The sequence below is a fragment of the Streptomyces sp. MBT53 genome (genome assembly GCF_016654115.1).
Lineage (GTDB): Bacteria > Actinomycetota > Actinomycetes > Streptomycetales > Streptomycetaceae > Streptomyces.
Genome location: NZ_JAEQAZ010000065.1, coordinates 17,371 through 43,340 on the forward strand (window position 1 = coordinate 17,371; position 25,970 = coordinate 43,340).

General features: G+C 69.1%; 24 protein-coding genes. 13 read left to right on the plus strand and 11 right to left on the minus strand.

Annotation, left to right across the window (positions count from 1 at the left end):
- The first annotated feature begins 17 nt into the window (after positions 1 to 17).
- From JHN45_RS23895 to JHN45_RS23915, 5 genes are all read left to right on the plus strand, one after another.
- A complete protein-coding gene (locus JHN45_RS23895; RefSeq protein WP_201050563.1) occupies positions 18 to 1,205 on the plus strand; it encodes a subtype B tannase in 1,188 nt (395 codons plus the stop codon).
- 43 nt (positions 1,206 to 1,248) lie between these two features.
- Positions 1,249 to 1,593, plus strand: coding sequence for a hypothetical protein (locus JHN45_RS23900; RefSeq protein ID WP_201050564.1), 345 nt, complete (start codon positions 1,249 to 1,251; stop codon positions 1,591 to 1,593).
- Complete coding sequence (locus JHN45_RS23905) at positions 1,590 to 2,024, plus strand: hypothetical protein (RefSeq protein WP_201050565.1); 435 nt, start codon at positions 1,590 to 1,592, stop codon at positions 2,022 to 2,024. Before JHN45_RS23900 ends, JHN45_RS23905 begins: the two co-directional genes overlap by 4 nt.
- Positions 2,025 to 2,184: 160 nt before the next feature.
- Positions 2,185 to 2,460, plus strand: a complete 276-nt coding sequence (locus tag JHN45_RS23910; RefSeq protein ID WP_374195639.1) for a hypothetical protein — start codon at positions 2,185 to 2,187, stop codon at positions 2,458 to 2,460.
- Positions 2,461 to 2,670: 210 nt separating this feature from the next.
- Positions 2,671 to 4,740: a discoidin domain-containing protein gene (locus JHN45_RS23915; RefSeq protein WP_201050566.1), complete on the plus strand. Its 2,070-nt coding sequence runs from the start codon at positions 2,671 to 2,673 to the stop codon at positions 4,738 to 4,740.
- 23 nt (positions 4,741 to 4,763) lie between these two features.
- On the opposite strand, the gene JHN45_RS23920 is transcribed toward JHN45_RS23915, so the two are convergent.
- From JHN45_RS23920 to JHN45_RS23930, 3 genes are all read right to left on the minus strand, one after another.
- Entirely contained in the window at positions 4,764 to 4,946 is a 183-nt protein-coding gene (locus JHN45_RS23920) for a hypothetical protein (protein ID WP_201050567.1), read from the minus strand.
- Entirely contained in the window at positions 4,943 to 5,713 is a 771-nt protein-coding gene (locus tag JHN45_RS23925) for an endonuclease/exonuclease/phosphatase family protein (protein WP_201050568.1), read from the minus strand. Before JHN45_RS23925 ends, JHN45_RS23920 begins: the two co-directional genes overlap by 4 nt.
- A gap of 151 nt (positions 5,714 to 5,864) precedes the next feature.
- Positions 5,865 to 6,665, minus strand: a complete 801-nt coding sequence (locus JHN45_RS23930; protein ID WP_201050569.1) for a hypothetical protein — start codon at positions 6,663 to 6,665, stop codon at positions 5,865 to 5,867.
- A 117-nt stretch (positions 6,666 to 6,782) separates the two neighbouring features.
- On the opposite strand from JHN45_RS23930, the gene JHN45_RS23935 reads away from it, so the two are divergent.
- Entirely contained in the window at positions 6,783 to 7,946 is a 1,164-nt protein-coding gene (locus JHN45_RS23935) for a sensor histidine kinase (protein ID WP_201050570.1), read from the plus strand.
- Entirely contained in the window at positions 7,943 to 8,605 is a 663-nt protein-coding gene (locus JHN45_RS23940; protein WP_201050571.1) for a response regulator transcription factor, read from the plus strand. Before JHN45_RS23935 ends, JHN45_RS23940 begins: the two co-directional genes overlap by 4 nt.
- 406 nt (positions 8,606 to 9,011) lie before the next feature.
- Here the strand turns inward: JHN45_RS23940 and JHN45_RS54760 are convergent, their stop codons facing one another.
- From JHN45_RS54760 to JHN45_RS23955, 4 genes are all read right to left on the minus strand, one after another.
- Positions 9,012 to 9,086 (minus strand): hypothetical protein, encoded by a 75-nt coding sequence (locus JHN45_RS54760; RefSeq protein ID WP_374195641.1) that lies wholly within the window; start codon positions 9,084 to 9,086, stop codon positions 9,012 to 9,014.
- Between the two features lie 102 nt (positions 9,087 to 9,188).
- The gene (locus tag JHN45_RS23945) at positions 9,189 to 9,761 is read right to left on the minus strand and encodes a hypothetical protein (RefSeq protein ID WP_201050572.1); all 573 of its coding nucleotides are present in this window, start codon (positions 9,759 to 9,761) and stop codon (positions 9,189 to 9,191) included.
- Entirely contained in the window at positions 9,761 to 12,259 is a 2,499-nt protein-coding gene (locus tag JHN45_RS23950; RefSeq protein ID WP_201050573.1) for a DnaB-like helicase C-terminal domain-containing protein, read from the minus strand. Before JHN45_RS23950 ends, JHN45_RS23945 begins: the two co-directional genes overlap by 1 nt.
- Positions 12,260 to 12,630: 371 nt before the next feature.
- Positions 12,631 to 13,689, minus strand: coding sequence for a LacI family DNA-binding transcriptional regulator (locus tag JHN45_RS23955; RefSeq protein ID WP_201050574.1), 1,059 nt, complete (start codon positions 13,687 to 13,689; stop codon positions 12,631 to 12,633).
- A 148-nt stretch (positions 13,690 to 13,837) separates the two neighbouring features.
- Between JHN45_RS23955 and JHN45_RS23960 the strand changes: the two genes are divergently transcribed.
- From JHN45_RS23960 to JHN45_RS23975, 4 genes are all read left to right on the plus strand, one after another.
- Positions 13,838 to 14,956 carry a substrate-binding domain-containing protein gene (locus JHN45_RS23960; RefSeq protein ID WP_201050575.1) on the plus strand — a complete coding sequence of 373 codons (1,119 nt, stop codon included), beginning with the start codon at positions 13,838 to 13,840 and terminating at the stop codon, positions 14,954 to 14,956.
- A 99-nt stretch (positions 14,957 to 15,055) separates the two neighbouring features.
- Positions 15,056 to 16,090: an ABC transporter permease gene (locus JHN45_RS23965; RefSeq protein ID WP_201050576.1), complete on the plus strand. Its 1,035-nt coding sequence runs from the start codon at positions 15,056 to 15,058 to the stop codon at positions 16,088 to 16,090.
- On the plus strand, positions 16,087 to 16,869 hold the full coding sequence (locus JHN45_RS23970) for an ATP-binding cassette domain-containing protein (RefSeq protein ID WP_200709180.1): 783 nt from the start codon (positions 16,087 to 16,089) through the stop codon (positions 16,867 to 16,869). Before JHN45_RS23965 ends, JHN45_RS23970 begins: the two co-directional genes overlap by 4 nt.
- The gene (locus JHN45_RS23975) at positions 16,866 to 17,903 is read left to right on the plus strand and encodes an aldose 1-epimerase (RefSeq protein WP_201050577.1); all 1,038 of its coding nucleotides are present in this window, start codon (positions 16,866 to 16,868) and stop codon (positions 17,901 to 17,903) included. Before JHN45_RS23970 ends, JHN45_RS23975 begins: the two co-directional genes overlap by 4 nt.
- 83 nt (positions 17,904 to 17,986) lie before the next feature.
- Here JHN45_RS23975 and JHN45_RS53145 read toward each other — a convergent pair whose 3' ends face one another.
- From JHN45_RS53145 to JHN45_RS23995, 4 genes are all read right to left on the minus strand, one after another.
- Entirely contained in the window at positions 17,987 to 18,151 is a 165-nt protein-coding gene (locus tag JHN45_RS53145; protein WP_236584014.1) for a hypothetical protein, read from the minus strand.
- Positions 18,152 to 18,828: 677 nt separating this feature from the next.
- Complete coding sequence (locus tag JHN45_RS23985) at positions 18,829 to 19,743, minus strand: carbohydrate ABC transporter permease (RefSeq protein ID WP_201050578.1); 915 nt, start codon at positions 19,741 to 19,743, stop codon at positions 18,829 to 18,831.
- On the minus strand, positions 19,743 to 20,588 hold the full coding sequence (locus JHN45_RS23990; protein ID WP_201050598.1) for a carbohydrate ABC transporter permease: 846 nt from the start codon (positions 20,586 to 20,588) through the stop codon (positions 19,743 to 19,745). Before JHN45_RS23990 ends, JHN45_RS23985 begins: the two co-directional genes overlap by 1 nt.
- 62 nt (positions 20,589 to 20,650) lie before the next feature.
- Positions 20,651 to 21,970 carry an extracellular solute-binding protein gene (locus JHN45_RS23995; protein WP_201050579.1) on the minus strand — a complete coding sequence of 440 codons (1,320 nt, stop codon included), beginning with the start codon at positions 21,968 to 21,970 and terminating at the stop codon, positions 20,651 to 20,653.
- Between the two features lie 236 nt (positions 21,971 to 22,206).
- On the opposite strand from JHN45_RS23995, the gene JHN45_RS24000 reads away from it, so the two are divergent.
- Both JHN45_RS24000 and JHN45_RS24005 read left to right on the plus strand, forming a co-directional pair.
- The gene (locus JHN45_RS24000; RefSeq protein WP_201050580.1) at positions 22,207 to 23,241 is read left to right on the plus strand and encodes a LacI family DNA-binding transcriptional regulator; all 1,035 of its coding nucleotides are present in this window, start codon (positions 22,207 to 22,209) and stop codon (positions 23,239 to 23,241) included.
- Positions 23,242 to 23,283: 42 nt separating this feature from the next.
- Positions 23,284 to 25,590 carry a glycoside hydrolase family 3 N-terminal domain-containing protein gene (locus JHN45_RS24005; RefSeq protein ID WP_201050581.1) on the plus strand — a complete coding sequence of 769 codons (2,307 nt, stop codon included), beginning with the start codon at positions 23,284 to 23,286 and terminating at the stop codon, positions 25,588 to 25,590.
- The last annotated feature ends 380 nt before the right edge of the window (positions 25,591 to 25,970 follow it).

Genomic DNA, 25,970 nt, shown 5'->3' on the forward strand with positions numbered 1-25,970 from the left:
TTCCTGAGGGTTTCCGTGTGCTCTCCGGTTGTTCGAACGATGGCGACTCGAGCAGCAAGAGCGTCTCGCTCACGTTCGACAAGGACGCCTACAAGACCAGGACCAAGACCGTTTCCACGGCGGACGGCGACAAAAAGATGACCTACCGCCTCTGGGAGGCGATCACGTACGTGACCAAGCCCGTGGACGAGAAGTACCAGAGCCTCAACGTCATGATGCCTGTGAAGATCGGGGACAAGGAGATCGACGCCTCCGGCGCTCCGATCCTCCTGGACAACGCCATCGCCGGTTACATGTCCTCGTCCGTGACCGGAAGCAGCGGCGGCGGAATGGGCGGGGGCGGGGCGGCTCCCGGCGGCGGTGCCGCCCCCAGCGGTGCCCCGGGTGGCGGCGGTGGCATGCCCAGTGGGGCCGCGCCGAGCGGCGGGGGGGCTCCCGGCGGCGCTGTGCCGAGCGGCGGGGCAGGCGGCGCCCCGAGCGGGGGCACGCAGCCCGGTGGCGGCATGACGAGCGGCGGTCAGATGGTTGGCAACGGCGACCTCGCCCTCGCGGCCGGTTACGTCGTCGTCCAGCCCGGCGCCCGCGGCCGTGACAACGAGAAGGACGGCAAGTACTACGGCAAGGCGCCGGCCGTGATCGTCGACCTGAAGGCCGCGGTGCGCTACATCCGCCACAACAAGGGACGCATCCCGGGCAACACGGACTGGATCGTCTCCTCCGGCACGAGTGCCGGCGGGGCCATGTCCGCGCTGCTCGGCGCCTCCGGCGACAGCCCGCTCTACGACGCACACCTCAAGGAGATCGGCGCGGCCGACGCCAGCGACGCGATCTTCGCGAGCGCCGACTGGTGCCCGATCACCGACCTCGACCACGCCGACATGGCCTACGAGTGGGCTTTCGGCGACGCCGAGATGGGCGGCAAAACCGTCGACCAGACCGTCTCCAAGGCCCTCCAGAGCCAGTTCGCGGAGTACCAGGCGTCCCTCAAGCTGAAGGGCGAGAACGGCTTCGGCACCATCACGGCCCGCAACTACGACGACTACCTCGTCAAGACGTACCTGGAGCCGGCGGCGACGAAGTACCTGAACGCGCTCTCGGCCACGAAGCGCACCGCCTACCTGAAGGAGCAGTCCTTCGACACCTCGGCCGCCGAGAACATCGAGTTCGGCGACAAGTCCGCCAACGCCCGGCACTTCACGCCTTGACCTTCCAGTGCACTGGAAAGGTCTAACGTCGACTGCATCCGCAGTGACCAGGGAGGACGCGGCCAGGCGCATCACGGTTCTGACGGTGCCCGACTGCCCCAACGCACCACTGGCGCGGGAGCGCATCGCGCAGGCACTCGACCGGCGAGCCGCCGACGTGGAGCTCGTCGAGGTCGCCGACGAGACGCACGCCGCACGCCTCGGCATGACCGGCTCCCCAACCGTCCTCATCGACCGCACCGACCCCTCCCCCGCACCGGGAACAGTCTCATCCGGTGATCTTGACGGGTGGGTTGTGCTGCTTCGTGTGCGACGACACGGTGACCACGAAGGAGCCCTGGGAACGTGGTTGTCGATGGCTGACGGTCTTGGCATGATCGCGAAATGAGTGGAAGCGCGGAGCGAATTGCCTTGTGGGGGCGTTCGCTGTTTGAGCGTCAGCGGGATCCGGTCGTGTGGGCGGGCGGGGTGCTCGAGGCTGCTTCAGTGACGCTGGGAAAGTCCCCCGAGATCCAAGCTGCGTTGGCTCTTGCCGTAGACAGCACGCACTGGCCGGAGGGTCGGGTGGTCTTCGATCGGATCCGTCAGCGCGGGCTCGACAAGGACAAGCCCCTGACGGCTGCGGAGGACCTGTGCTTCCGGCTCGCGGAGCTGGTAGCGAAGCTCGCGCACAACGCGGCTGGTCCGCCTCCGCCTTTCGATTATCACGCAGGCTGGCAGGTGGGGCCGATCGCTTACCGCCTGGCTGGGGAGTTGAAGGATCCGGCTCTTCGCCACCGCCTGGCTGCCGCCCTGGACGGGTGGCCGGAAGCTGAGTGATCCCCCGTGATCGCCCGGACTCCACATGGTCCTTTAGGCGTTTGGGCAGGCTGGACGCGCTTTGTCCGTGTTCGGGAGGTGAGCACGCTCCACGGTGCGGAGGCCCACCGGGTGCTGATCGTGGACACCGGCGTGCTGCTGGACCGCGGCCCACCTCTGCATGCACCGCCTGGCGGACCATGCCGCCCATGTCATCGGCGCAGCCTTCGAACGGCTGACCGGTGAGAGCAGCCGAGCCGAGGCCGGTATGCCCGTCCCCGGCATGCGCCTGGTGCGGCTGCCCGACGGCCTCGGGCGCACCCGGATCGACGCCGACGCACTGCGCGACCGGGTGGCCCGCGAACTCGCCGTGGAGGCGACCTTCACCAGCTCCCACGGCATCGGTTACCTTCGCGTGTCCGCCCACGGCTACAACACCCCTGCCGACTACGAGTAATTCGCCGAGCAATGCGTCCCCATACTGGGTGCCTGGGCCCGGGAATCCTGCCACTGAGACCGCAGTTCGGGAGTCCCGCCGCGGAAAGATCAGCCAAGGCGTTCCGGACGCTTGACTCAGCAGGCATGCGGCCCGATCCTCGTCCCAGGTATTGCGCGGGTCATGACAACCTCAACGGTCGGTCAACCGCGTCTTCTCACCGACCGAGGGATGTGGGCCTTGACGCCGCTTCGACGCTCGTACCGCAGACGCAGGCACGCCACCATGCTGTCGCTGCTGCTCCTGGTACTGGCCATGGCCCTCGGGCCCACCCCGAGTTCGGCGGCCGGCAACGACTGGTGGATCCCGACCGCCCGCCCCGCCCCGGACGTTCAGATCAACGTCACCGGCGAGCCCTTCACCGGCACCAACTCGGCAGGAGAGGTACAGGGGTTCGTCGACGCGCACAACCACCTCTTCGGCAACGAGGCCTTCGGCGGCCGGCTGATCTGCGGCAAGGTCTTCTCCGAGGCCGGTGTCGCCGACGCCCTGAAGGACTGCCCCGAGCACTACCCCGACGGCACCCTCGCGATCTTCGACTACATCACCCACGGGGGCGACGGCAAGCACGACCCGGTCGGCTGGCCGACCTTCAAGGACTGGCCCGCGTACGACTCGATGACCCACCAGGCCGACTACTACGCCTGGGTCGAGCGGGCCTGGCGCGGCGGACAGCGCGTACTCGTCAACGACCTCGTCACCAACGGCATGATCTGCTCCATCTACCCCTTCAAGGACCGCAGTTGTGACGAGATGACCTCGATCCGGCTGCAGGCGAAGATGACCTACGCGCTCCAGGCGTACATCGACGAGATGTACGGCGGCACCGGCAAGGGCTGGTTCCGGATCGTCACCGACAGCGCGCAGGCGCGGCAGGTCATCGAGGAGGGCAAACTCGCCGTCGTCCTCGGGGTCGAGACCTCCGAACCCTTCGGCTGCAAGCAGATCCTCGACATCCCGCAGTGCAGCAAGCAGGACATCGACAAGGGACTCGACGAGCTGTACGCCCTCGGCGTCCGTTCCATGTTCCTCTGCCACAAGTTCGACAACGCGCTGTGCGGCGTCCGCTTCGACTCCGGCGGCCTCGGAACGGCCATCAACGTCGGCCAGTTCCTGTCCACCGGCACCTTCTGGCAGACCGAGAAGTGCACCGGCCCGCAGCACGACAACCCCATCGGGAGCGCCACGTCCGAGGCGGAGTCGGACCTGCCCGCCGGCGTGGACGTCCCCTCGTACGACTCGAACGCGCAGTGCAACAAGCGCGGCCTCACCGAACTCGGCGAGTACGCCGTGCGCGGCATGATGAAACGCAAGATGATGCTGGAGATCGACCACATGGGTGTCAAGGCGGTCGGCCAGGCGCTGGACATCCTGGAGTCGGCGTCCTACCCCGGCGTGATCTCCTCGCACAGCTGGATGGACCTGAGCTGGACCGAACGGGTCTACGCCCTCGGCGGCTTCGTCGCCCAGTACATGCACGGCTCCGAGGGCTTCGTCGCGGAAGCCGCCCGGACCAAGGCACTGCGCGACAAGTACGGCGTGGGCTACGGCTACGGCACCGACTTCAACGGCATCGGCGACCATCCCGCCCCTCGGGGCGCGGACGCCGCGAACAAGGTGACGTACCCCTTCAAGAGCGTCGACGGCGGCTCCGTCATCGACAGGCAGACCTCCGGCGAGCGCATCTTCGACATCAACACCGACGGCGCTGCCCACGCCGGGATGATCCCCGACTGGATCGAGGACATCCGGCAGGTCGGCGGCCAGGACGTGGTGAACGACCTGTTCCGGGGCGCCGAGTCCTACCTGGACACCTGGCGGGCCACCGAACAGCACCAGGCCTCGGTGAACCTCGCCAAGGGGCAGCCGTCGACGGCCAGTTCGTCCGAGTCGAATCCGTTCACCAGCTACCAGCCGGGCCGAGCCGTCGACGGCGACGACGCCACCCGCTGGGCCAGCGACTGGAGCGACGACCAGTGGTGGCAGGTGGACCTGGGCTCCACCCACCTGGTCTCCCGGGTGACCTTGGACTGGGAGCGCGCGTACGGGAAGTCGTATCGCATCGAGCTCTCCACCGACGGCACGAACTGGCAGACCGCCTGGTCCACCACGAGCGGCGACGGCGGCCTGGACACGGCCCGGTTCACCGGGACTCCGGCCCGCTACGTCCGCGTCCACGGCCTCGATCGCGGAACAGACTGGGGGTACTCGCTGTACGAGGTCGGGGTCCACAGCGCCTGAGCCGGGGCGGTCNGGGCGGTCCGTCACGGCCCTCTCCCGGCACACTCCTGCTTTGCCTGTTCTGCCGCCCGCACCTCGTCGGCCTCTGCGCACCGGTCGACCTCGATCACGAGGACCGGCAGGTCGGCTTCCGGGGCGTGCGGCGCGATGTCGGCCCGCACGAGCACGCCGTACAAGGTGATGACGATGGCCCCGGATCGGGTCATTCCTTCGGGACCACGAACTCCGCCCACATCGGGAAGTGGTCGGAGATGTGCCAGGACAGGTCCGTGAGCGTACGGTCGCCCTGCAGCGAGTCGACGACGTCGACCTGGCCGCCGGCGACGGCCTCAAGGTTCAGGACCGGACGGCGTTTCTGCCCCTTGGTGAGCCAGGCGATCTGGTCGTAGAAGGGCTCCGCCCCCGGCGTGTCGAAGATGGTGCGCGCCGGCCCCGGCAAGTGTGGTGCCGGAGTCAGGCCGGTGGAGGTGAAGGCCTCGAACAGCGGGTCGCCGACACGGTCGATGTTGAAGTCGCCCAGCGCGATGAGGTTGTGGTCCCAGCCGAACTCCTGCTCCGCCCGCCGGGCCAGCCACTGCGCGATCGCCTTCAGCTCCGGCACCCGCTCAGCGGCCTTCTTGCCGTCGTCGACGTGGAGTGTGAACAGCGTGAACGTCTGCCCGGCCGCCAGAAAGCTCACCGCGTAGGGGGTACGGGCGAACTGCCGCTCCAGCGCGGCCGCACCGACACCCGCCTCCTGCCCGATCGGCACCCCCGACTCGCAGGCCAGCCCGGACGGCTTGATGCGCCGCGTATCGAACAAGAACGCCAGACGCTCGTCGTTGCCGGCCTTCCCTTCGGTGACGTCGGTCAGGATGAATTCCCAGTCCTCCCCCAGGACTTTGAGCACATGGCGCAGGGCCCGAAGACTCCCGCGCACCTCCTGCACCGCGACCACGTCGAACCGGCGGACCACCACGGCCATGGCATGCACGTCGGTGAGATTCGAGCGCCTCCTCCCAGCTCTCGATGCGGGCGACGACGCCGGCGGGCGGAGCGATCGCACGGCCGCGACTCTGAGTCCCCGTCGGCGAACCGGACCGGCGGGGACCCGTGAGTGACCGGGCCGGCTCTTCCCGGCATGGTCAATGGCCCTGAACTGTCGCCTCCAGGGGTGCCGCTTTCGGGGGACTGGACCGACGGTGTTGTGATGCGACCACCGCGACAACTCCCGCGAGGAGAATCCCGAGGACCAGGCTTATGGGCCCGGTCCCCAATTGAATTCCGTCCCCATAAGGGGCAGGTACGGAGAGCCAGTCCGCGACGGAGGCGCCCAGGGGGCGGGTGATGGTGTAGGCGAACCAGAAGGCCAGAACCTCGTTGAGACGGAACCAGCGATAGCCGGCCGCGGGGATCAGAATGATCCCCAGGAAGACGAAGGACGACGCCAAGGTGCCCAGTCCCAGGGTTACGGCCGCGAAATCGCCCGCGGCTGTTCCCAAGGCGAAGGTGCACAGGACGGTCAGCCAGTAGAACAGCTCCCGCAGACGGTTGTTGATGCTGTGCACGTCCAGGGTGCGTTGCGTGGCGTACCAGGCGGCGAAGACAGCTGCCTGGACGGCCACCAGCATCAGTGTGGAGGCGTAGAGCGGCATTCCCAGATCTTTGTTCAGGAAGTCCGCCGACATCGTCCCGAATATGCTCACGGCCGTCACCGCGAGCCAGTAGACCCACGGAATGTATTTCGTGGTGGTGAACTGCACGGCCAGGCATACGAGGAGCAGGCCGAGGCCCATGAGCATGGCCGCGTGCTGTCCGATGTAGTCGTTGAAGAAGACGTAGTCGGAGAAGGACTCACCGAATCCGGTGGTGCACAGTTTCGCGATCCAGAAGATGAGCGCGATCTCCGGAACCTTCATGGCCGTGGTCGCTGGTCGTTTTCTCATGCCGCGACGCTAAAAGCGCCACCGGGACAGGCACATCCGACAATGGTGGTCACTTTCCGCCGGATGTAAGACCTTCGATTGATGCCGCCGGGAGCGCCCTTCCGTAATGTCGGCGGAATGAAGCACCTCCAGCCGGCGCACGGTCCGTCGCGGGTCCGCCCGTCGCTGTCCCTCGTACTGCTCCTCGGGCCGCCCGTCCTGTGCGCCGTCGCCGCGTCGCACGAGCTGCTCTACAACCGGTCCCGTGTGCTGGACTGGGTGCTGGCGATCACCGTGATCTCCCCCCTCCTGCTGCGCCGCCGGGCTCCGGTCGCCGTGTTCTGGTTCTGCTGGGCCGTGGCGATGGGAACCTGGGTGCTCGGTACGGTCTCGTTCTCCGAGTTCGCCGTGCTGGTCGGGCTCTACACGGTCGCCGCCCACCGCGGTCTTCGGCACTCGCTCGCGGCTGCCGCGGCCGTCGAACTCGGTGTCGTCCTGATCGCGGTACGGTTCGCTCCGGCCACGAGCGTCAACGATGCCTTCGTCATCCTCAGCGGTCTGGGCGCCGCGGCGTTCTTCCTCGGCACCACCGTGCGGGCCCAGCGGCGCTACCTCGCCTCCATCGAGGACCGCGCGCAACGCCTGGAGCAGGAGCGCGCCCAGCAGGCACAGCTCGCCGCGGCGGCCGAACGCACCCGGATCGCGCGGGAGATGCACGACATCGTCGCCCACGGCCTGGTCGTCGTCGTGGCCCTCTCCGAGGCTGCCGCCGCGACCACCGCGACCGATCCGGAGGGCGCCCGCGGGAAGATGCTCCAGGCCGCGTCGACCGGTCGGCAGTCCCTCGCCGGAATGCGCCGGCTCCTCGGCGTCCTGCGGGCCGACGACGGTGGCGACCGGGCCCCGCAGCCGGACCTCGGCTCGCTCGATGCCCTGGTGGACGAGGCCCGCGGCACCGGCCTGGATGTCCGGCTGACCGAGACCGGCAGCCCGGAGGCCCTGAGCGCGGAGGCGCAGACGACGGTCTACCGGATCCTCCAGGAGTCGCTCACGAACGTCGTCAGGCACGCCCGGAACGCCTCGACGGTGGACGTCGTCCTGCACTGCGGCGGTGACCTGGTCGGCTTCAGCGTCACCGACGACGGCAGACCGGCCTCCGGGTCCGGCGCCGCAGGACATGCCGGCAACGGGCTGACCGGGATGCGGGAACGGGTCGCGATGTTCGACGGTGACCTCCGGGCAGGACCCACCGCGTCAGGGTGGGTCGTCTCGGGCGAGCTGAAGCTGGGGGAACCGCGATGACCATCTCGGTCCTGCTCGCCGACGACCAGGCACTCATCCGCATGGCCTTCCGCAGCCTCCTCGACACGATGCCGGACATCACTGTCGTCGGCGAAGCCGCCAACGGGCAGGAGGCGGTCGACCTCACGCGGCGCACCCTGCCGGACGTGGTGCTCATGGACGTACGGATGCCGGTCATGGACGGGATTGAAGCGACCCGGCGCATCACCTCCAGCACAGCCTCGCGCGTTCTCATCCTCACCACCTTCGACCTCGACGAGTACGCCTTCGAGGGCCTCCGCGCCGGAGCCTGCGGGTTCCTCCTCAAGGACGTCGTCCCGGCCGCGCTCCAGGCGGCGATCCGGGCCGTGGCCTCCGGCGACGCCGTCCTCACCCCGCGCATCACCCGCGGTCTCGTCGACCGCTTCGCCCAGATCGCCCCGTGGCCCCGCGCAGACGACGCGGGCGCACTCTTCGCCCGACTGACGCCCCGCGAAAGGGACGTGTTCCACCTCATCGCCGCCGGCCTGTCGAACGCCGAGCTCGCCGAACGTCTCTTCCTCACCGAGGCCACCGTCAAGACCCACATCACCCGCATCCTCACCAAACTGCAGCTCCGCGACCGGGTACAGGTCGTGATCTTCGCGTACGAGCATCGGCTGCGCACGCAAGGCGGGTAGCGGGTGCGAAGTCCGGGCGGGTGGCGGGCGGAGTGGCTGCTGTAGCCAGTGAGGACGCCGCGAACACGGGCGGTGGCAGCGAGGACTTGAGAAACTTCGTCACCGTGCCCCGCTGCAACGATTTCTGTTCCAGCATCTGAAGCAGACGGTAGACGGAACAGTTGAAGAAGGCAGGTTACAGAAGGTCCACTTCGCGCGGGATACTTACTAAAGTCGCATTTAGCCCCCTTATGGGCCTTCGGTGATGGCGTGGTCGTCCCCGCCTCGGCTTGGCGGGTTTCGCGATGACGACGCTTGCATGCGTGCATCGAAGTCGAAGTCGATCGTCGCCCGATAGATCCGGTGGAGGCCTCATCGGGACACGTGAGAGCTTTGCGGCGGCCCTCAAGGAGATGATCCTGGGAATCTACGTGCTGCGCCGCTTGAAGCCGCTGTCGGAGGCGGGTTCAGCGTGGTCGTCCAGGAGGGCGTTGCCGACCATGCGGCCATCACGCGCGTAGCGGATTTGCTGTTGCGGCGCCGTGTTTTGTCGAGGGGCCTTGACCCGGTCAAGGCCCAGCAGTGGCCTGCCCCGCTGGTGGTGCTACCTGAGTTCAACGGAGTACGAGCTGCCGTCGAAAGTCCATCCGTCGGTCCCTTCACCGATGTCCGCCACGATGACGTCGTCGATGAAGTGGTCCTCGAACCCGGTGTCGGTGAGCTCGCCGGCCATCCAGAGATCCTCGATCGCGTCCCAGTCGCCCCGGCTCCCGTCGATCCGCAGGGGCGCGGCAGCGCGTGTTCCGCGCTCGCGGCGGTCGGTTCCGGTGGTGACGTAGCCGCTGATCTCCCACTGGCCGTCCTTGACGTGGTCGGGGATCGGGTCGGCTGGGACGAGAGCGACGTTCTCGTAGGCGGTGTGGATGAGGTCCCGGTAGCCGCGGCGGACGTTGTACTCGGGATCGGACAGCCAGTTGAGGAGCGTCTTGGCGGTGACGTCGAGGCCGGCCTCGTCCAGGGCGTGGTAGCCGCGGTGGGTCGCGGTGAGCTGGGAGAGCTGGGCGTGCCAGTGTTTGGCGGTGTAGGACGACAGGCGGTGGCGGGGCGTGACCTGGGCGCGCAGGAGGTCGCCCAGAGCGGCGCCGAGGGAGTCGCCGCGTCCGGTGGGTCCGGCCATCAGTCGTCACCCTCGGGGATCATCTGCCCTCGTTCGATGTACTTGGCCTTGACCTCGCCGAAGCCGGTCCCGATCCGGTAGGTGGCGGGTGATGCCTCCTCGGGTGTCCAGAAGACGGCCGCATCCACGTTGCGCAGTGCGATGAGCGTGTGGCCGGCCTGGACCGCCTTGAAGGCCGCCATCCAGTGCCGCACGGACGCCTCCGCGACCATGCTCATGCGCCAGTCCGGCCTCCAGAACGGGGACCGCTGTTCCTGCCGCTTGGGCCACAGCAGACGCAGCGCGATCGACAGCCGTGTCTTGTACGCCTTGTAGGGTTCGCCGCCGGCCACGACGAGTTCGGTACGCGCCTTCCGGGTGGCCTCGTAGAACGGTTTGAACAGTGACTCGTTGGCCTTCCCCGTCCACGAGTCGTGGATCGCCGGCATGGCGGCAAGGTGCTCTTCGCGGACGAGCCTCGCGAGCAGCTTGATGTGCGGGGTGGTGACCCACACGCGCCCCTGGTCGTCGGGCCGGTCGATGATCCGCCCCAATGGGTGCGGCATGTCCGTGCGCGTCCACTGCGGGATGCCGATGAGGTAGATACCGGCGCCGGCCTTGTCGAACGCCTCAAGTGGGCCGGTGTGCAGCAGCTTGTTCGGGGCCAGGGGGACGGCTGAACAGGCGGACGGATAGGAGCCGTTGCGGTCGATCAGGCACATCACGCCCGCGCCGAAGGAGTCGGGCACGTCGAGCAGGTCTCGCCGGACCCGCTTCCCGTTCTCCCGGAGGAGGGGAACGCGCGTGCTGGTGACGTCGGGGTGGACCCAGCGGGGCTCGCCGTCCATGTGCTCACTGATCAGCGGCCACGGACCGCTCTCCCGTGCCTCGATGCCGATGACCGGGATCGGGTGCATCTTCGACCGGCCGACCGCGTCCTTGAGGATCCTCAACGCCGGGAAGACCGCTGTCTCGGGCTCGTCCTCCTCGTCTCCCGGCTGAAGTTCCACCTCTTCTTCTGTGTCGTCTTCGTCGTCCCGGCCGTGGCCACTGGTCTCGGTGGACTGAACGGCGACAGGCTGTTCGGTGGCGTCGGCGGGCGCGGCGGCGGCGTTGTATGCGTTCAGCGCGGCGGCGAGGCGGCGTCCCTCGTCGGTGTCCGGCAGTCGGGGTGGTGCCGCGGCGATATCGGCGAGCGACGGCCGAAGGTCGTCCAGGGAGTTCTGGGCGCCGTTGGTGAGTGCGGTGCGCAGTGCGGCCAGGACGTGGGTGACGGCTGCGGGCAGTCCCTGCCGGGCGCCGGAGGTGTAGGGAAGCGCTGCTTCGGCCAACTCCCGCTCCACGGTGCTGCCCAGAATGGGCGCGGATCGGTCGCCGACCGTAGGGGTGGCGGAGGTGTTGCCGGTGTCGAGGAAGCGGGCGTGCAGCAGGTCGGGGCTCAGGTGTGCCGAGCCGATCGTGCCGAAGTCACGCTCGGCGACCGCCACCTGGACCTTGGCAGGGTCGTCGGTCGACGTGAGCGTCAGCGTGATGTCGGCGTCCAGGAGTCCCAGGAGCGCGGGGTCGTCGCTGTCGACGATGGCGAGAACCGGCACGTGCAGGGTGCGCGCGAGGGAGGCCAGGACCTGGGAGGCATCCGGGAGACGGTCCCCGGACAGCGGCAGCCGGGCGCTGTGGGCGGCCTGGAGGCGGTCCACGACCACGAGGGCCAGGCCCTCCATGTGCGGGGCGGTCTCCGCGATGTCCTCGGCGGTCAGGTCACTGCCGTCGTCGATCATCAGGAGGTCGCCCGCCTGGACCAGCTGGTGGGCGACCTCCTGCTCGTGAGGAGTGAGGCGGCCCTGCTTCAGTCGCGGGTAGTCGCCCCCGGTCTCCGCGGCAACGATCCGGCGGAAGATGTCGTCGCGGTTGGGGCCCGACGCCGCGTACAGGACCGTACGGCGGTCCACGAGCGCGCTCTGCCGCGCGGCGGCCAGACCCAGCAGGCTTCCGCCGACGTTCGGGGCCGCCGCCACGAGGGTCAGCCGGCCCGGCTGCAGACCACCCGTCGCCGCGTCCAGCCCGGCCAGCCCGAACGTGGGGCCTGCGGCGGGCCCGGAGGCGAGGACGGACCCCACAGCGTCGCCGAGCGTGGCGAGCCTGCGGGGCGCACTGCCGCGGTCCTGAATGTGTGGGCTGTTCACCGCACCTCCTGCAGACGCCGCGCCCGGGTGCGCGGCCGTGTCGGACGAGAGGACACCTGGGGCAGCAGCGGGGAGCAGCACCGCGATGGGCGTGGTGTTGCGCCTCAGCACCTGCGGGTTGCCCTGAGCCGCACGAGTGACGAGGTCGCCGAGGTCTTTCTGGGCCGCGCTCAGTGCGTGGGACGGGAACGCGCCGGACTTGCGGGCTGCCGGAAACCGGGCCAGCGGTACCAGCAGGGCGTACTCATCCCGCTTGTGGATCAGCGTCGAGACCCCGTCCTCCTCAGCCCGCTTCACCAGGGCGAAAAGCTCGGCACGCGCCTCGGTCGCGTTCACCGCAGTCTCTCCGCGCGACTGATCCACTCACCCTCCCAGAACGCTCAACTGGGCCCCACGGTAGCAATATTCACTCACCAAACTGTTTAGACTCACACCTTTTCCCTGGACGCTTCACTCACTTGTCCGACTTCCGGAGCTGCAGCAGCCCGTCCCGCACGAGACGCGACCACATCCCCCCGACCTCGCCGACCGTGCCGTGCCGACTCAAGAAACGGCCAAGCGTGTCCCTGGCAGACGTCCTCGCACTCCCACACCTTGATCGGGTGCACCACCGGCAAGAGACACCATCCCCGGAAGAGTCATGTCAATGAGGGCTTCGCCGATCAAAGTCACGGCGGGCGGGCTGCCGTGCCCTCGCGTGCGGTGGTTCAGTCTTGGTGGGGTCCTTCGACCGTGATCTCGCCGGAGCCCCGCTCGATCAGCCGGGTCGGAATGGTGACCGCCCGGGTGGGTGACCGGTCGCCGTCCAGTCTGCGGAAGAGCATCTCGGCGGCCGTCCTGCCCAACTGCTCGACGTCCTGGGCGATGACCGAGATACCCGGGCTGAGGATGTCGGCCAGGGGGAAGTCGTCGAAGCCCACGTGGGCGACGGTGTCCTGGAGACCGAATGCGCGCAGCGCGCGTACCGCCCCTATGGTGACGAAGTTCTGGCTTGTGAACAGCGCGGTGGGCGGGTTCGGCAGCGCCAGGAGCCGCTCGGTCGCGGCGATCGCGGATTCCTCACTGGCCCCGGTGTGCCGGACGATCTCGTCGTCGTACTCGATGTGCCCGACTTCCAGGGCGTGTCGGTAGCCGTCGAAACGCTGGGCGGCGGTGGAGATGGTCGCGCGGTCACCGAGGTAGGCGATGCGGCGGTGGCCGGACTTCAGCAGGTGGTTGACGGCGGTGAGGGCACCCTGCCGGTTGTCGGAGACGACGGTGTCCGCGTCGAGCAGGCTGGGCTCGCGGTCGACGAAGACCACGCAGGTGCCCGAACGCTGCTCGCTGATCAGGTAGCTGTGGTCGCGGCCGGCCGGCACGATCACCAGGCCGTCGACCCGCCGGTCGATGAGAGCGCGGGCCAACTCCCGTTCCCGGGCCGGGTCCTCGTCGAGGCTTCCGACCAGCACGAGCACTCCGCGCTCCCGTGCCACGTTCTCGACGGTTCGGCTCAGGGCCGCCGAGAAGGGGTTCGCCGCGTCCTCGACGAGCATCCCGATCGTGGCCGTACGGCCGTCCCCGCGGCGCAGGCTGCTGGCGGTCAGGTTGGGCCGGTAGCCCAGTTTGTCGGCCGCGTCACGCACCCGGGATGCGATGGCCGGATCGACGGTGGGCACGTCGTTGACCACGCGGGAAACCGTCTTGATGGCGACGCCTGCCAGTGCCGCCACCTCGCGCATGGTGGGCCGGCTGCGGGGGGACGGCGACGGCGGCTCGCCCTGAGTCATCGTTGTCTCCAACTGGTTGCGCGTTACCGACTTGTTGCCGACGCATGTTTACCAGTGTCTTGACGCGCTCGTCCATACGGGCTCAGTATCCCGTCGAGTCAACGTTGTCTCAGCGTCGACCAAGAGACGGCTCGAAAGGGATCACCTCATGAACCTCTCCTCCAGCCAGGCGTCGGGCCTCCGCAGTCGGCGCACCCGGGCGGCAGCCATCGGCGTCACCGTCTGCCTCGGCGCCACTCTCGCCGCCTGCGGCTCCTCCGGCTCGGGCTCCTCGTCGTCCGGCAGCGGGAAGGTGGGCGTGTCACTGATCCTGAAGACGCTGAGCAACCCGTACTTCGTGAGCATGGAGAAGGACGCCAAGACGCAGGCCGCCAAGGACAAGGTGAGCCTCACCGTGGCGGCGGGCACGTCGGACGGCGACACCCAGACCCAGATCACCGCCATCGACAACGCCGTCTCGCGCGGCGACAAGGGCATCCTGATCACCACCAACGGCGACGCGGTGAACACCGCGCTGAAGCGCGCCAAGCAGGCCGGCCTCTTCGTGATCGCCCTGGACACCGCGCCGAATCCGGCGAACGTCGCGGACATCACCTACGCGACCGACAACGAGCAGGCGGGCAAGCTCGACGGCCAGTACGCGGCGGCCGCCCTGGACGGCAAGCCCGCGGTCATCGCCATGCTCGACCTGTTCAACAACCAGGTCGTCTCGGTGGACATCGACCGCGACCACGGCTTCCTGGAGGGCATGGGCATCGACCCGGGCAGCAAGACCGAGAACGGCAAGGAGGCCAAGTCCGGGAAGTACACCGCCGGCAAGGGCGGCACGTACACGGTCGCCTGCCACCAGCCCACCCAGGGCGCCATCGACGGCGGACGCACCGCGATGGAGAACTGCCTCTCGGCCAACCCGAACATCAACGTGGTGTACGCGATCAACGAGCCGGCGGGCGAGGGCGCGTACAACGCGCTGAAGGCGGCGAACAAGGAGAAGACCGTCGCGATCTACGCGATCGACGGCAGCTGCTCGGGTCTGAAGAACGTCACCAGCGGAGAGTTCGCCGCCGACGCCGTGCAGTACCCCGGCAAGATGGCCGCCCTCGGCGTCAGTTCCATCGCGAAGCTGGCCCGCGGCGGCAGCAAGCCCAGCGTCACCAACGGCAAGTCGTTCTACGACACCGGCACCGCGCTGGTCGCCGCCAAGGCCATCGGAGGTCTGACGGTCCAGTCCCCGACGCAGGCCGCTTCCGCCTGCTGGGGCAGCTGACCCGGTCGGCCCGGTGCGCCGCCGGTCCGGCACTGGCGGCGCACCCGCACCACACGCGCCCACAAGCCCGCACGAGGGACAGAACCGGAAGGACCCCCTGTGACCACCCACGTGGACAGTGAAGCAACACCGGCGCCGGCGGAGGACTTCCTCAACCGGCCCGCCACGCCGGCCCAGCGCATCCAGTCGGTGCTGCACCGTCAGCCGGCGCTGAGCCCCGCGATCGTCCTGGTGCTCGCCGCCATCGTGTTCTCCCTCATCAACGACCGCTTCTACGCCTTGCAGAATCTGTCGCTCGTCGCCCAACAGGTGGCCGTCATCGGCTCGTTGGCCGTCGGCCAGACCGTCATCATCCTCACGGCCGGCATCGACCTGTCCATCGGCGCGGTCATGGTGCTGGCCTCGCTGCTGATGTCGAAGCTCGTCGCGGACAACCACCTGCCGGGCGTGCTCGCCCTGCTCGCGGGAGCGGCCGTGGCCATCGCCGCGCAAGCGGTCAACGGACTGCTGGTGACCAGGATCAAGCTGCCACCGTTCATCGTCACGCTCGGCACCCTCAGCATCTTCACCGCGATCACGCTCATCTACGCCAAGGGCCAGACCGTGTCGCTGGACCCGGGCAACATCCTCATGTGGAGCGCGGACACGGTCTCCATCGGGCAGTTGAACCTGACCACCGGCGTCCTGCTCATGATCGCCCTGTACGCGGTGGTCGGCTACGCGCTGCGCTACACCGCCTGGGGCCGGCACCTGTACGCCGTGGGCGACGACATCGAGGCCTCCCGCCTCGCCGGCATCTCCGTCAACCGGGTGCTGCTGAGCGCCTACCTGGTCGGCGGGTTCGCCATCGCGGTGGGCGCCTGGATCCTGGTCGGCCGGGTCGGCGGCGGCGACCCCAACAGTGGTCTCAACGCCAACCTGCAGTCCATCACCGCCGTCGTCATCGGCGGGACCAGTCTGTTCGGCGGACGCGGCGTGGTGCTCGGCTCGTTGATCGGCGCGCTCATCGTCCAGGTCTTCGTCAACGGTCTGGCACTGGCCGGGATCGACCCCAACTACCAAGTCCTGACAGTCGGCGTGCTGGTGATCGCGGCTGTCTCCGTCGACCAGTGGATCCGGAGTGTGAAGTCGTGACGACCACCACCGCCCCCGTTCTCGAAGCCAAGGGCCTGGTCAAGGTCTTCGGCCGGGTCGTCGGCCTGAACGACGTCGACCTCACCCTCTACCCAGGCGAGGTCCTCGCCGTCATCGGCGACAACGGCGCCGGCAAGTCCACCCTGATCAAGTGCCTCTCCGGGGCGCTCGTGCCCGACCGGGGCAGCATCCTGGTCGACGGCTCCGAGGTGAACTTCAAGCGCCCGCAGGACGCCCGCGAGGCCGGCATCGAGACGGTCTACCAGACTCTCGCCGTGGCCCCGGCGCTGGACATCGCCAGCAACCTGTTCCTCGCCCGCGAGATCCGCCGCAAGGGGGTGCTCGGCTCGGTGTTCCGCATGCTCGACACCGGCGAGATGAAGCGCCAGGCGTCCGACCACATCAAGCGGCTGGGCATCAGCACCCTGCAGAACATCAACCAGGCCGTGGAGACGCTCTCCGGCGGCCAGCGCCAGTCGGTGGCCGTCGCCCGGGCGGGCGCCTTCGGCGGCCGGGTCGTCATCCTCGACGAGCCCACCGCAGCGCTGGGCGTCCGCGAGACCGGCCAGGTCCTCAAGCTCGTCCGCGACCTGCGCGACCAGGGTCTCGGCATCATCCTGATCAGCCACAACATGCCCAACGTCTTCGACGTCGCCGACCGCATCCACATCCAGCGCCTCGGCGGCTGCGCCGGGGTCATCACCCCGCAGTCGCACTCGATGGAGGACGCGGTGGCCATCATGACGGGCGCGAAGAAGCTCGTCCCGGAAGCCGGGTGACAGGCGGGGGCGGTGGCGCAACGGCCGACACGTTCCGGATCGCCGAGGGCCACCTCGGCGACGAACCCACCGTGACGGTCTCCGCGCCGGACGGTGCTGTGCGCGCCGTCCTCGCCCTGCGCGGGGCGACGCTGCTGAGCTGGCAGGTCGGACACGGAGCGGCCGGGCAGTTCACGGAACTGACGGACGGCTACCGCGACGAGGCCGAACTGCGATCGCAGGACGGCGTACGGGCGGGCCTGCTCGCCCCGTTCCCCAACCGTGTCGCCGACGGCCGCTACCGCCACGGCGGCCGCGACCACGACCTGCTGCCCGGCCGCGTCGGGGACCGCACGGTCTACCACGGCTTCGCGCGTGAAGCGCCGTTCCGGCTCGTCGCGGCCACCATGACGCCCGACTCGGCACGGCTGCTGCTGCGCGGCACGAGCATCAGGCCGGGCCGGCACCCCGGCTACCCGTTCGCGCTGGACCTCGACGTGGAGTACACGATCGGCCGCCGCGAGCTGGGCGTCGAGATCCGGGCGACGAACGTGGGAGAGACCACCGCCCCCTACGCGGCGGGCTGGCACCCGTACTTCACCCTCTCCCGCCCCATCGACGACCTGGTCCTGCGGATCCCCGCCCACACCCTCATCCGTACCGACGCCTCCCTCATCCCCCTGCGCGGAAAGGACGCCCTGCTGCCCCTGGACCGCTGCCCCGACATGGACTTCCGTACGCCCAGGAGGCTCGGCGACGCCGTCATCGACGCCTGCTTCGCGGACCTGGCCCCCGGACCCGGCGCCCGGGCCGAGACTGTGCTGAGCGACCCCGCGACCGGAGCCGAACTACGGGTGTGGCAGCACGGCGGGTACCTGCACGTGTTCACCGGCGACACCCTTGCTCGCGACCGGCGCGGGTCCATCGCCCTGGAGCCCGTCGAGGTACCCACGGACGCGTTCAACCGCCCGGAACTCGCCACCGCCGTGTCACTGGAGCCGGGCCGGCGGCGGGAGTTCCGTTTCGGGGTCGCGTACGTGCCCTCACTTCACTGAGCCGGGACCTGCGGGTGGGCGCCCGCAGAGCAGCGTGGGACGAAGGCGTCCGCGCCATCCGTTGCGCGTGGTGGCGCGGGGCGTCAGCCGACCACTGTCGCCTCCGGCCCCCGCTCCGGCTCCAGCTCCGGCTCCTGCTCCTGCTCCTGCTCCTGCTCCTGCTCCTGCTCCTGCTCCTGCTCCGTGATGATCGCCTCGACATCGTCGAAGCGCTCGGCCTCCCGGGTGGCGTGGGCGGCGTACGCCACGGGGCGTCGCTCGGCGCGATCGGGGAGGAGCCGGGACGTCGGGGCGTGCGTAGTGCCCGCCCAGGTCGGCGGTGGCCTTGGCGAACCGGATCGCGGCCAGGTCGATGTCGGCGTACAGGATGCCCTCGGCGTCCTCGGGCAGTGGGTCGGCCAATGGGCGGCCGCCGGGACCATAGATCCGGGCGACGACGAAGACCTGGCCCTCCCCGGCGTAGATCTGCTGCGCGTGCCACAACGGCCCTGTCTCAGTGACGAGTTCAGCAATCGACGTCGGCGACAATCCAGTGATCCGGCACTCCGCCACGATCAGTTCGCGCGCCCCAGCCCCCACCATGCCCAGTCCAACGGGCTACCGGAACGGCGGGCCACGGCCAGCAGTGCACGAGGTTGTTAAAGGGCTCGCTTTACAGGTGGGCGAGATCGCTCCGCTGATCACCTCAAGTACGGGAAAACGGGGCTGGACGTCCCGGTCAGCCGATGGGCCCGCGATGCGAGCGAGCTCGTTTTACAGGATGGCGATGGGGGCCGGCCAGGGGACCACGGATTGTTGCCGGGGCATCGGATCCCCGGTGCCGGAGAACGTGTGACCAGACCCGGGAATCGCGCCGAGCGTCTTGCAGTCCCCTGTCCCGAGTAGGGCGGAGCCGAGTCACTTCGCGTTGCCGGCCTGTTCCCGCTCACTTGCCGAAGCCGGCGGTGAGTCCGCCGATGAGCTGGCGGCGGCCCAGGACGTAGAGCACGAGGATGGGCAGTGTGGAGAGGACCACTGCGGCCAGGATCGCCGGGACGTTGATGGTGAACTCGCCCTGGAAGCTCCACACGAACAGGGGCAGGGTTCTCTTGTCCGGGCTCTGGGTGAGGATCAGCGGGAAGAGGAAGCCGTTCCAGACGTTCAGGGCGTCGTAGATGACGACCGTGATCAGAGCGGGGCGGGACAGGGGAAGTGCGAGGCTCCACAGCATGCGCCAGTGTCCGGCGCCGTCGGCGCGCATCGACTCGTACAGTTCGCCGGGGATGTCGCGCAGGAAGTTGACCAGGATGATCACGGTCAGCGGGATCGCGAACGCCGCCGAGGGGAGCACGATCGCGCCCAGGGTGTCGTACATCTGAGCTTTGGCGATCAGATAGTAGACCGGGATGATCGTCGCCTGCAGCGGGATGGCGAGGCCCAGCAGGAAGACGCTGAACGCCCAGCGCAGGGCCCGGCTGGTGCCGCGCACGATCGCGTAGGCCGCCAGGAAGGAGACGACGACGGTCAGCAGCGTCGCACCGATGGTGACCAGCGTGCTGTTGAGGAGGTAGTGCGTGAAGCCGTTGTCGAGGACCTGACGGTAGTTGTCCAGGGTGGGGTGTGAGGGGACGGAGAGCGGGTTGGCGTCGAAGAAGCCCTCGCGGGTGCGCAGGCTGGTGACCAGGACCCAGTAGACCGGCACGAGGACGATCACCAGCCAGAGCAGTCCGCCCACTGCGCCGAGCGGGTTGGCGCGGCGCAGGCTGCCGAGGGGATTGCGCCGGGGGTGTGCCGGCGACGGAACGTCCTGGGGCGGTGTGCCGGGGGAACCGGTGGACGGGGCGTGGGAGAGCACGGACATCACATACCTGCCTGCTGGCTCCGCATCCGGTTGAAACCGGAGAACCGAGTGAGGGCGAGGGAGACGACGAGTCCTGCCACGACGAGCACCACGGAGATGGCGCTGGCGAGGCCCATCTCGTTGCTCTGGAAGCCCGTGATGTACATGTCGAGCGGCAGGATGCGGGTGGCGTAGCCGGGGCCGCCGCCGGTGAGGACGAACACCAGGTCGAAGTAGGTGAGCGAGCCGACGACCATCAACGTCGACGACGTGACGATGGTGTAGCGCATCTGGGGCAGGGTGATGTGCCAGAACTGGGTGAGGCGGCCCGCGCCGTCGATCGACGCGGCCTCGTAGAGCGAGGCGGGGATCTGCCGGGCTCCGGCTTGGTAGAGCAGGGTGTGGAAGGGCACGAACTGCCAGGTGATGACGAACACCACCGCGTAGAAGGCCAGTTGGGGGTCGCCGAGCCAGTCCTGGCCGAGGATGGGCAGGTTCAGGGCTGCGCCGAGGCCGAAGTTGGGGTCGAGGAGGTTCTTGAAGATGACGGCGATCGCGGCCGTGGAGATCAGCAGCGGGACGAAGTAGAAGACGGCGAACAGGGCGCGGTAGCGCTGTTTCCCGGCGACGAAGACGCCCAGCAGGAGGCTGACCGGGGTCTGCACGATCCAGGAGAACACCATCATCTTGGCGGTGAGCCACAGAGCGTGCCGGGTGACGTCACTGGTCAGTGCCTCGCGCCAGTTGTCTGCTCCTGCCCACGCGGGGCTGCCCAGGCCGTCCCAACGGGTGAAGCTCAGGTAGATCACGATCGCCATCGGCACGAGCGCGAACAGGGCGAACAGCAGCAGGGCGGGCAGGGCCATGAGGAACGGCGGGCCGCCGGCGCCGGAACGCGTCGGCGGGGCCTTGGACGCGGTGGAGGCGCTCACTTCTGCGCCGCCTTGTCCATCTGGGCGCAGAACTGCTGCGGGCTGATCTCGCCGAGGAAGAGCTGGTCGAGGTGGGTGAGCAGTTCGTTGCCGAGTTCGGGGGTGAGCGCCTGGTCCCAGGAGAGCTGGAAACTCTTCGCGTCACGGGCGAGACCGTAGACGTACGTCGTCCAGTCCGCGTTGTCGGTGGCCTTGAGCTTGGTCTCCAGGTCCTTCACGGGCGGGACGTCGCCGTTCTTGAGGAGGCTGTCGATGTAGGTGTCGTTGTAGACGCCGTCCTTGAGGTAGGCCACCGCGGTCTTCTTCTCCTTGGCGCCGGCCTGTGCCGACACCGAGAAGAAGTTGGCCGTGTTGCCGACGATGTCGCTCGCGTCGCCCCTGCCGCCGGAGACGGCCGGGAAGCCGGACCAGCCGAGGTTGCCGGCGGAGACGAACTTCGGCGAGCCGGTGGCCATCGTGCCGTAGGCCCAGCTGCCCTGCAGGATCATCGCGGCCCTGCCGGTGTAGAGCTGGGCCTCGGCCTGGCCGGTATCGGCGGAGACGGAGGTGAAGCCCTTGGCGAAGCCGCCGGCGTCCACGAGCTGCTTGATCATCTCCGCTGCCCTGAGGACGGCCGGGTCCGTCCAGGCGCCCTTCCGGCCGGCGGCGATGTTCGCGAAGGTCTCGGGTCCGCCGACGCGGTCGACGAGGTACTCCAGCCACATCAGGTCGGGCCACTTGGAGGCGCCGCCCATGGAGATCGGCGCGATGCCCTTGGCCTTGAACTTCTTCACCAGGGCGAGCAGGTCGTCCCAGGTCTTCGGCGGCTCGGCGCCCACTTTCTCGAACAGTTGCTTGTTGAAGTAAAGGACCACCGGCTGCACGCCGTTGACCGGGACGCCGTAGGTCTTGCCGTCGAAGGTGGTGGACTTCAGCACCGAGGGGAAGATGCGGTTCTTCCACGCGGGGTCGGCGTTCAGATCGGCGGTGAGGTCGGCGACCTTGCCCGCGTCCACATAGGTCTTCAGGCCGCCGCCGCCCCAGTTCTCGAACAGGACCGGACCGTTTCCGGCGCCCACGGCGGTGCGCAGCTTCTGCTTGTAGGGGTCGTTCTGGAAGTACTGGTAGTTGATCTTGCTCTCGGGGTGCTCCTTGTTCCACTCCGTGGCGGAGGCCCGGAAGGTCGCTTCGGAGCCCTGGGTCAGTGCCCAGGCCAGCGCGCCGTCACCGGAGCCGCCGCCGGCGGTCCGCCCGCCGCTGCCGCAGGCGGTGAGGGTCAGGGCCAGGACCGCCGCCGAGGCGGTGACCAGGACACGGGAGGGGATTCTCGAGGGCATGGGGAGCTCCTTCGGCTCTTCAGAGGATCGAACGCGCCGGACGGCTCGTAGGGCTCGCCAGCAGCGCGATACACGACTCGAAACTTTTCGAAACCTCTGCGTTTTCTGGCCGACAAATTAGGGGCCGGTTTGTGGCGGGTCAAGATGCCTGCCGAAATAAATCTCTCCTCCAGGCCCGCTCTGGACCACTCCGAAACCTTGCGCTACCTTTCCCGTAAACCTTCGAAAGGATCAGCATGGCGAAGAGAGCCGTCGAGCGGACGACCCTGACCGGCATCGCCGAGGCAGCCGGCGTCTCGGTCGCCACCGTGTCGAAGGTGGTCAACGGCCGCAGTGACGTCTCGCCCGAAACCCGGGCCCGCATCGAGCAGCTGCTGGTCGAACGCGACTACGTGGCCCGTGGCCCGGGCGGCGCGCAGTCGCCGGTACGGACCATCGATCTGACCTTCGACCAGCTGGTCAACCCCAACAACCTGGTGATCACCCAGGGTGTGACGCAGGCCGCGGCCGAGGCCGGCGTCGACGTCGTCATCGGCACGGCGCCCGACGACCCCCTGGGCGCCGCCTGGGCCCGGAAGGTCACGAACGCGGGGCGGGAGGGGGTCATCCTGGTGACGTCCGAGCTGACCGCCCGCCAGCGTGCGCAGTTCGCGCAGCACGGCATCCCGCTGGTGCTGATCGACCCGATGAACGTGCCCGACGACACCGTGCCCAGCATCGGCGCGACGAACTTCAGCGGCGGCATGGCCGCGACCGAACACCTGCTGAAACTCGGCCACCGCCGGATCGCGATGATCGAGGGACGGCATGACGCCGTGTGCAACACCGCCCGCCTGCACGGCTACCAGGCCGCGCTCAGCGGTGCCGGCCTCACCCCCGATCCCCTCCTCATCAAGCGGGGAGCCTTCCGGTTCGAACCCGCCTACCAGGCCGCCCAGGAACTCTTCGCCCTCGACGAGCCGCCCACAGCCGTCTTCGCCGGCAATGATCTGGAGGCGTTCGGTGTCATCGAGGCCGCCCGGATCCAGGGACTGCGCGTGCCGGAGGACGTCAGCGTCGTCGGCTTCGACGACACTGCCGCCGCCAGCACCTCGGCCCCGCCCCTGACCACCGTCCGGCAGCCCTTCGCCGAGATCGGCCGCGCCGCACTGCGCACCCTGCTCCGGCTCACCGCGGGCGAACCCCTCGACAGCCACCGGGTGGAACTGGCCACCCAGCTCGTCGTCCGGTCCTCCACGGCACCACCGCCCGCCCCTTCCCCTTCTTCCTGAATCACCCGCGCCGTCCTGCGCCACCACCCCGAGGAATGCACCATGACCACACCTTGGGCCGATCCGGCCTGCCCCCGTACCGACAGGGTCGAGGCCCTGCTCACGGAGATGACCCTGGAGGAGAAGCTGGCCCAGCTCGGCAGCGCCTGGCCCGGGGTCGAGCGCGTCAGCGGCAACGTGGCCCCGATGCAGGACGTCTTCGCCCGCCACACCGACTTCGCACAGGCCAGCAAGGACGGCCTGGGCCACATCACCCGCCCGTTCGGCACCAAGCCGGTCGATCCCGCCCAAGGGGCCCGTGAACTCGCCGCCCTCCAGCGCGAGTTGATGGAGAGCACACGGCTCGGCATCCCCGCCATCGCCCACGAGGAGTGCCTGACCGGCTTCACCGCCTACCACGCGAGCGTCTTCCCCACCCCCCTCGCCTGGGCCGCCGCCTTCGACCCCGACCTCGTCGAACGCATGGCCCACGCCATCGGCACCAGCATGCGCCAGGTCGGCGTCCACCAGGGCCTCTCACCCGTCCTGGACGTCGTACGCGACTACCGCTGGGGCCGGGTCGAGGAGACTCTCGGCGAGGACCCGTACCTCGTCGCCACCAGCGGCGCCGCCTACGTACGCGGCCTGGAGAACGCCGGGATCATCGCCACGCTCAAGCACTTCGCCGGGTACTCGGCCTCCAGGGCCGCCCGCAACCACGCCCCCGTCTCCATGGGACCCCGCGAGTTCACCGACGTCATCCTGCCGCCGTTCGAGACCGCGATACGCGAGGGCGGCGCCCGCTCGGTGATGAACTCCTACGCCGACGTCGACGGCATGCCCGCCGGCGCCGACGCCGGGCTCCTGACCCGGCTCCTGCGCGAGGACTGGCAATTCGAGGGCACGGTCGTCTCCGACTACTGGTCCGTCGCGTTCCTGCGCACCATGCACCGCATCGCCGCCGACTACGGCGAGGCCGGCGCCCGCGCCCTCACGGCGGGCATCGACGTCGAACTGCCCGACACCCTCTGCTACGGCGAACCCCTCGCCGAACTCGTCCGCGCCGGAACCGTCTCCGAAGACCTCGTCGACCGGGCCGTGCGCCGCGTCCTGCACCAGAAGGTCGACCTCGGGCTGCTCGACGCCGGCTTCACCCCGGAGGGCGACATCGAGGGACCGATCGACCTCGACCCGCCCGCGCACCGCGCCATCGCCCGCGACCTCGCCGAGCAGAGCATCGTCCTGCTCGACAACCGGGAGAGCCTCCTCCCCCTCACCGCGGACACGGCGTCCATCGCCCTGGTCGGCCCCTGTGCCAACGACGCCAACGCGTTCTTCGGCTGCTACTCCTTCCCCAACCACGTCCTGCCCCACCACCCCGGCCACGACAAGGGCATCAAGGCGCTCTCCCTGCTCGACGCCCTGGCCACGGAACTCCCCCGCGCCCTGATCACCTACGAACAGGGCTGCCCCGTCAAGGACATCGACCGCGACGGCTTCGACGCGGCGGTGGAAGCAGCCCGGCAGGCGCAGGTGTGCGTCGCCGTCGTCGGTGACCGTGCCGGCCTCTTCGGCCTCGGTACCTCCGGCGAGGGATGCGACGCCGAGGACCTCGCGCTGCCGGGGGTCCAGGGCGAACTGGTCGAGGCCCTGCTCGCCACCGGCACCCCGGTCGTGCTCCTCGTCGTCTCCGGCCGCCCGTACGCGCTCGGCGCCTACACCGACCGTGCGGCCGCCGTCGTCCAGGCCTTCTTCCCCGGCGAGGAGGGCGGCGCCGCCCTGGCCGGCGTGCTCTCCGGGCGGACCACCCCGTCGGGCAGACTGCCCGTCCAGATCCCGCGCACCCCGGGCGGCCAGCCCGGCACCTACCTGCACGCCCCGCTCGGCGGCAACACCGAGGGCGTCAGCAACCTCGACCCCACCCCGGCCTACCCCTTCGGACACGGACTGTCGTACACGACGTTCGCCTACGACGGGTTCGAGCTGAGCGCCCAGGAGATCCGCACCGACGGCGAGGCCGAGATCAGCTGCCTGGTCCGCAACACGGGCGAGGTCCCCGGCTCCGAGGTGGTCCAGCTCTACACCGCCGACCCCGTCGCCCAGCTCCCGCGCCCGCTGACCCAGCTGACCGGCTTCGCGCGCGTCCGGCTGGCCCCCGGCGAACAACGCAGGGTCACCTTCCGCCTGCACACCGACCGCCTCGCGTACACCGGCCCCGACCTCAGGCGCATCGTCGAACCCGGCGAGATCTCCGTGATGATCGGAGCCTCCAGTATCGACATCCGCCTCACCGGCACCATCCACCTGACCGGACCGGTCCGCGAGGCCGGCCACGACCGGGTGCTGAACACACCGGCCGATGTCCACTGAGCGCGGCGGCCCCGGCAACGGTGACTTCCGTTCTCGGCCGCAGGCGTCCGCAAGGAGGGCACCTGTTCCCGCAGCCAGGACCGCGACCACCGTGTACTGCGCTCGCGCCCGGTTCTGACGGCCGGCGCGGTACGGCTGGTGTCCGAGCGTGAGGGCACCGCGTTCTTCGTCACCGATCCACGTGCGCGGGCTGGTGGTGTACCTGCAGTCGGACGACCGGGACACACTTCTGGTGGCGGCAGCCGCCGATCTCGCGGCCCGCCAGGGCGGACGGGCGGCGGCCTGCGAACCGGGAGGAAGTGTTGAACGACGCCATGGATCGCTCCGCCGGAAGGGGAGGCGTTCATCGGGACTCTTCGTCCGGGCCCGTCCATTGTCCC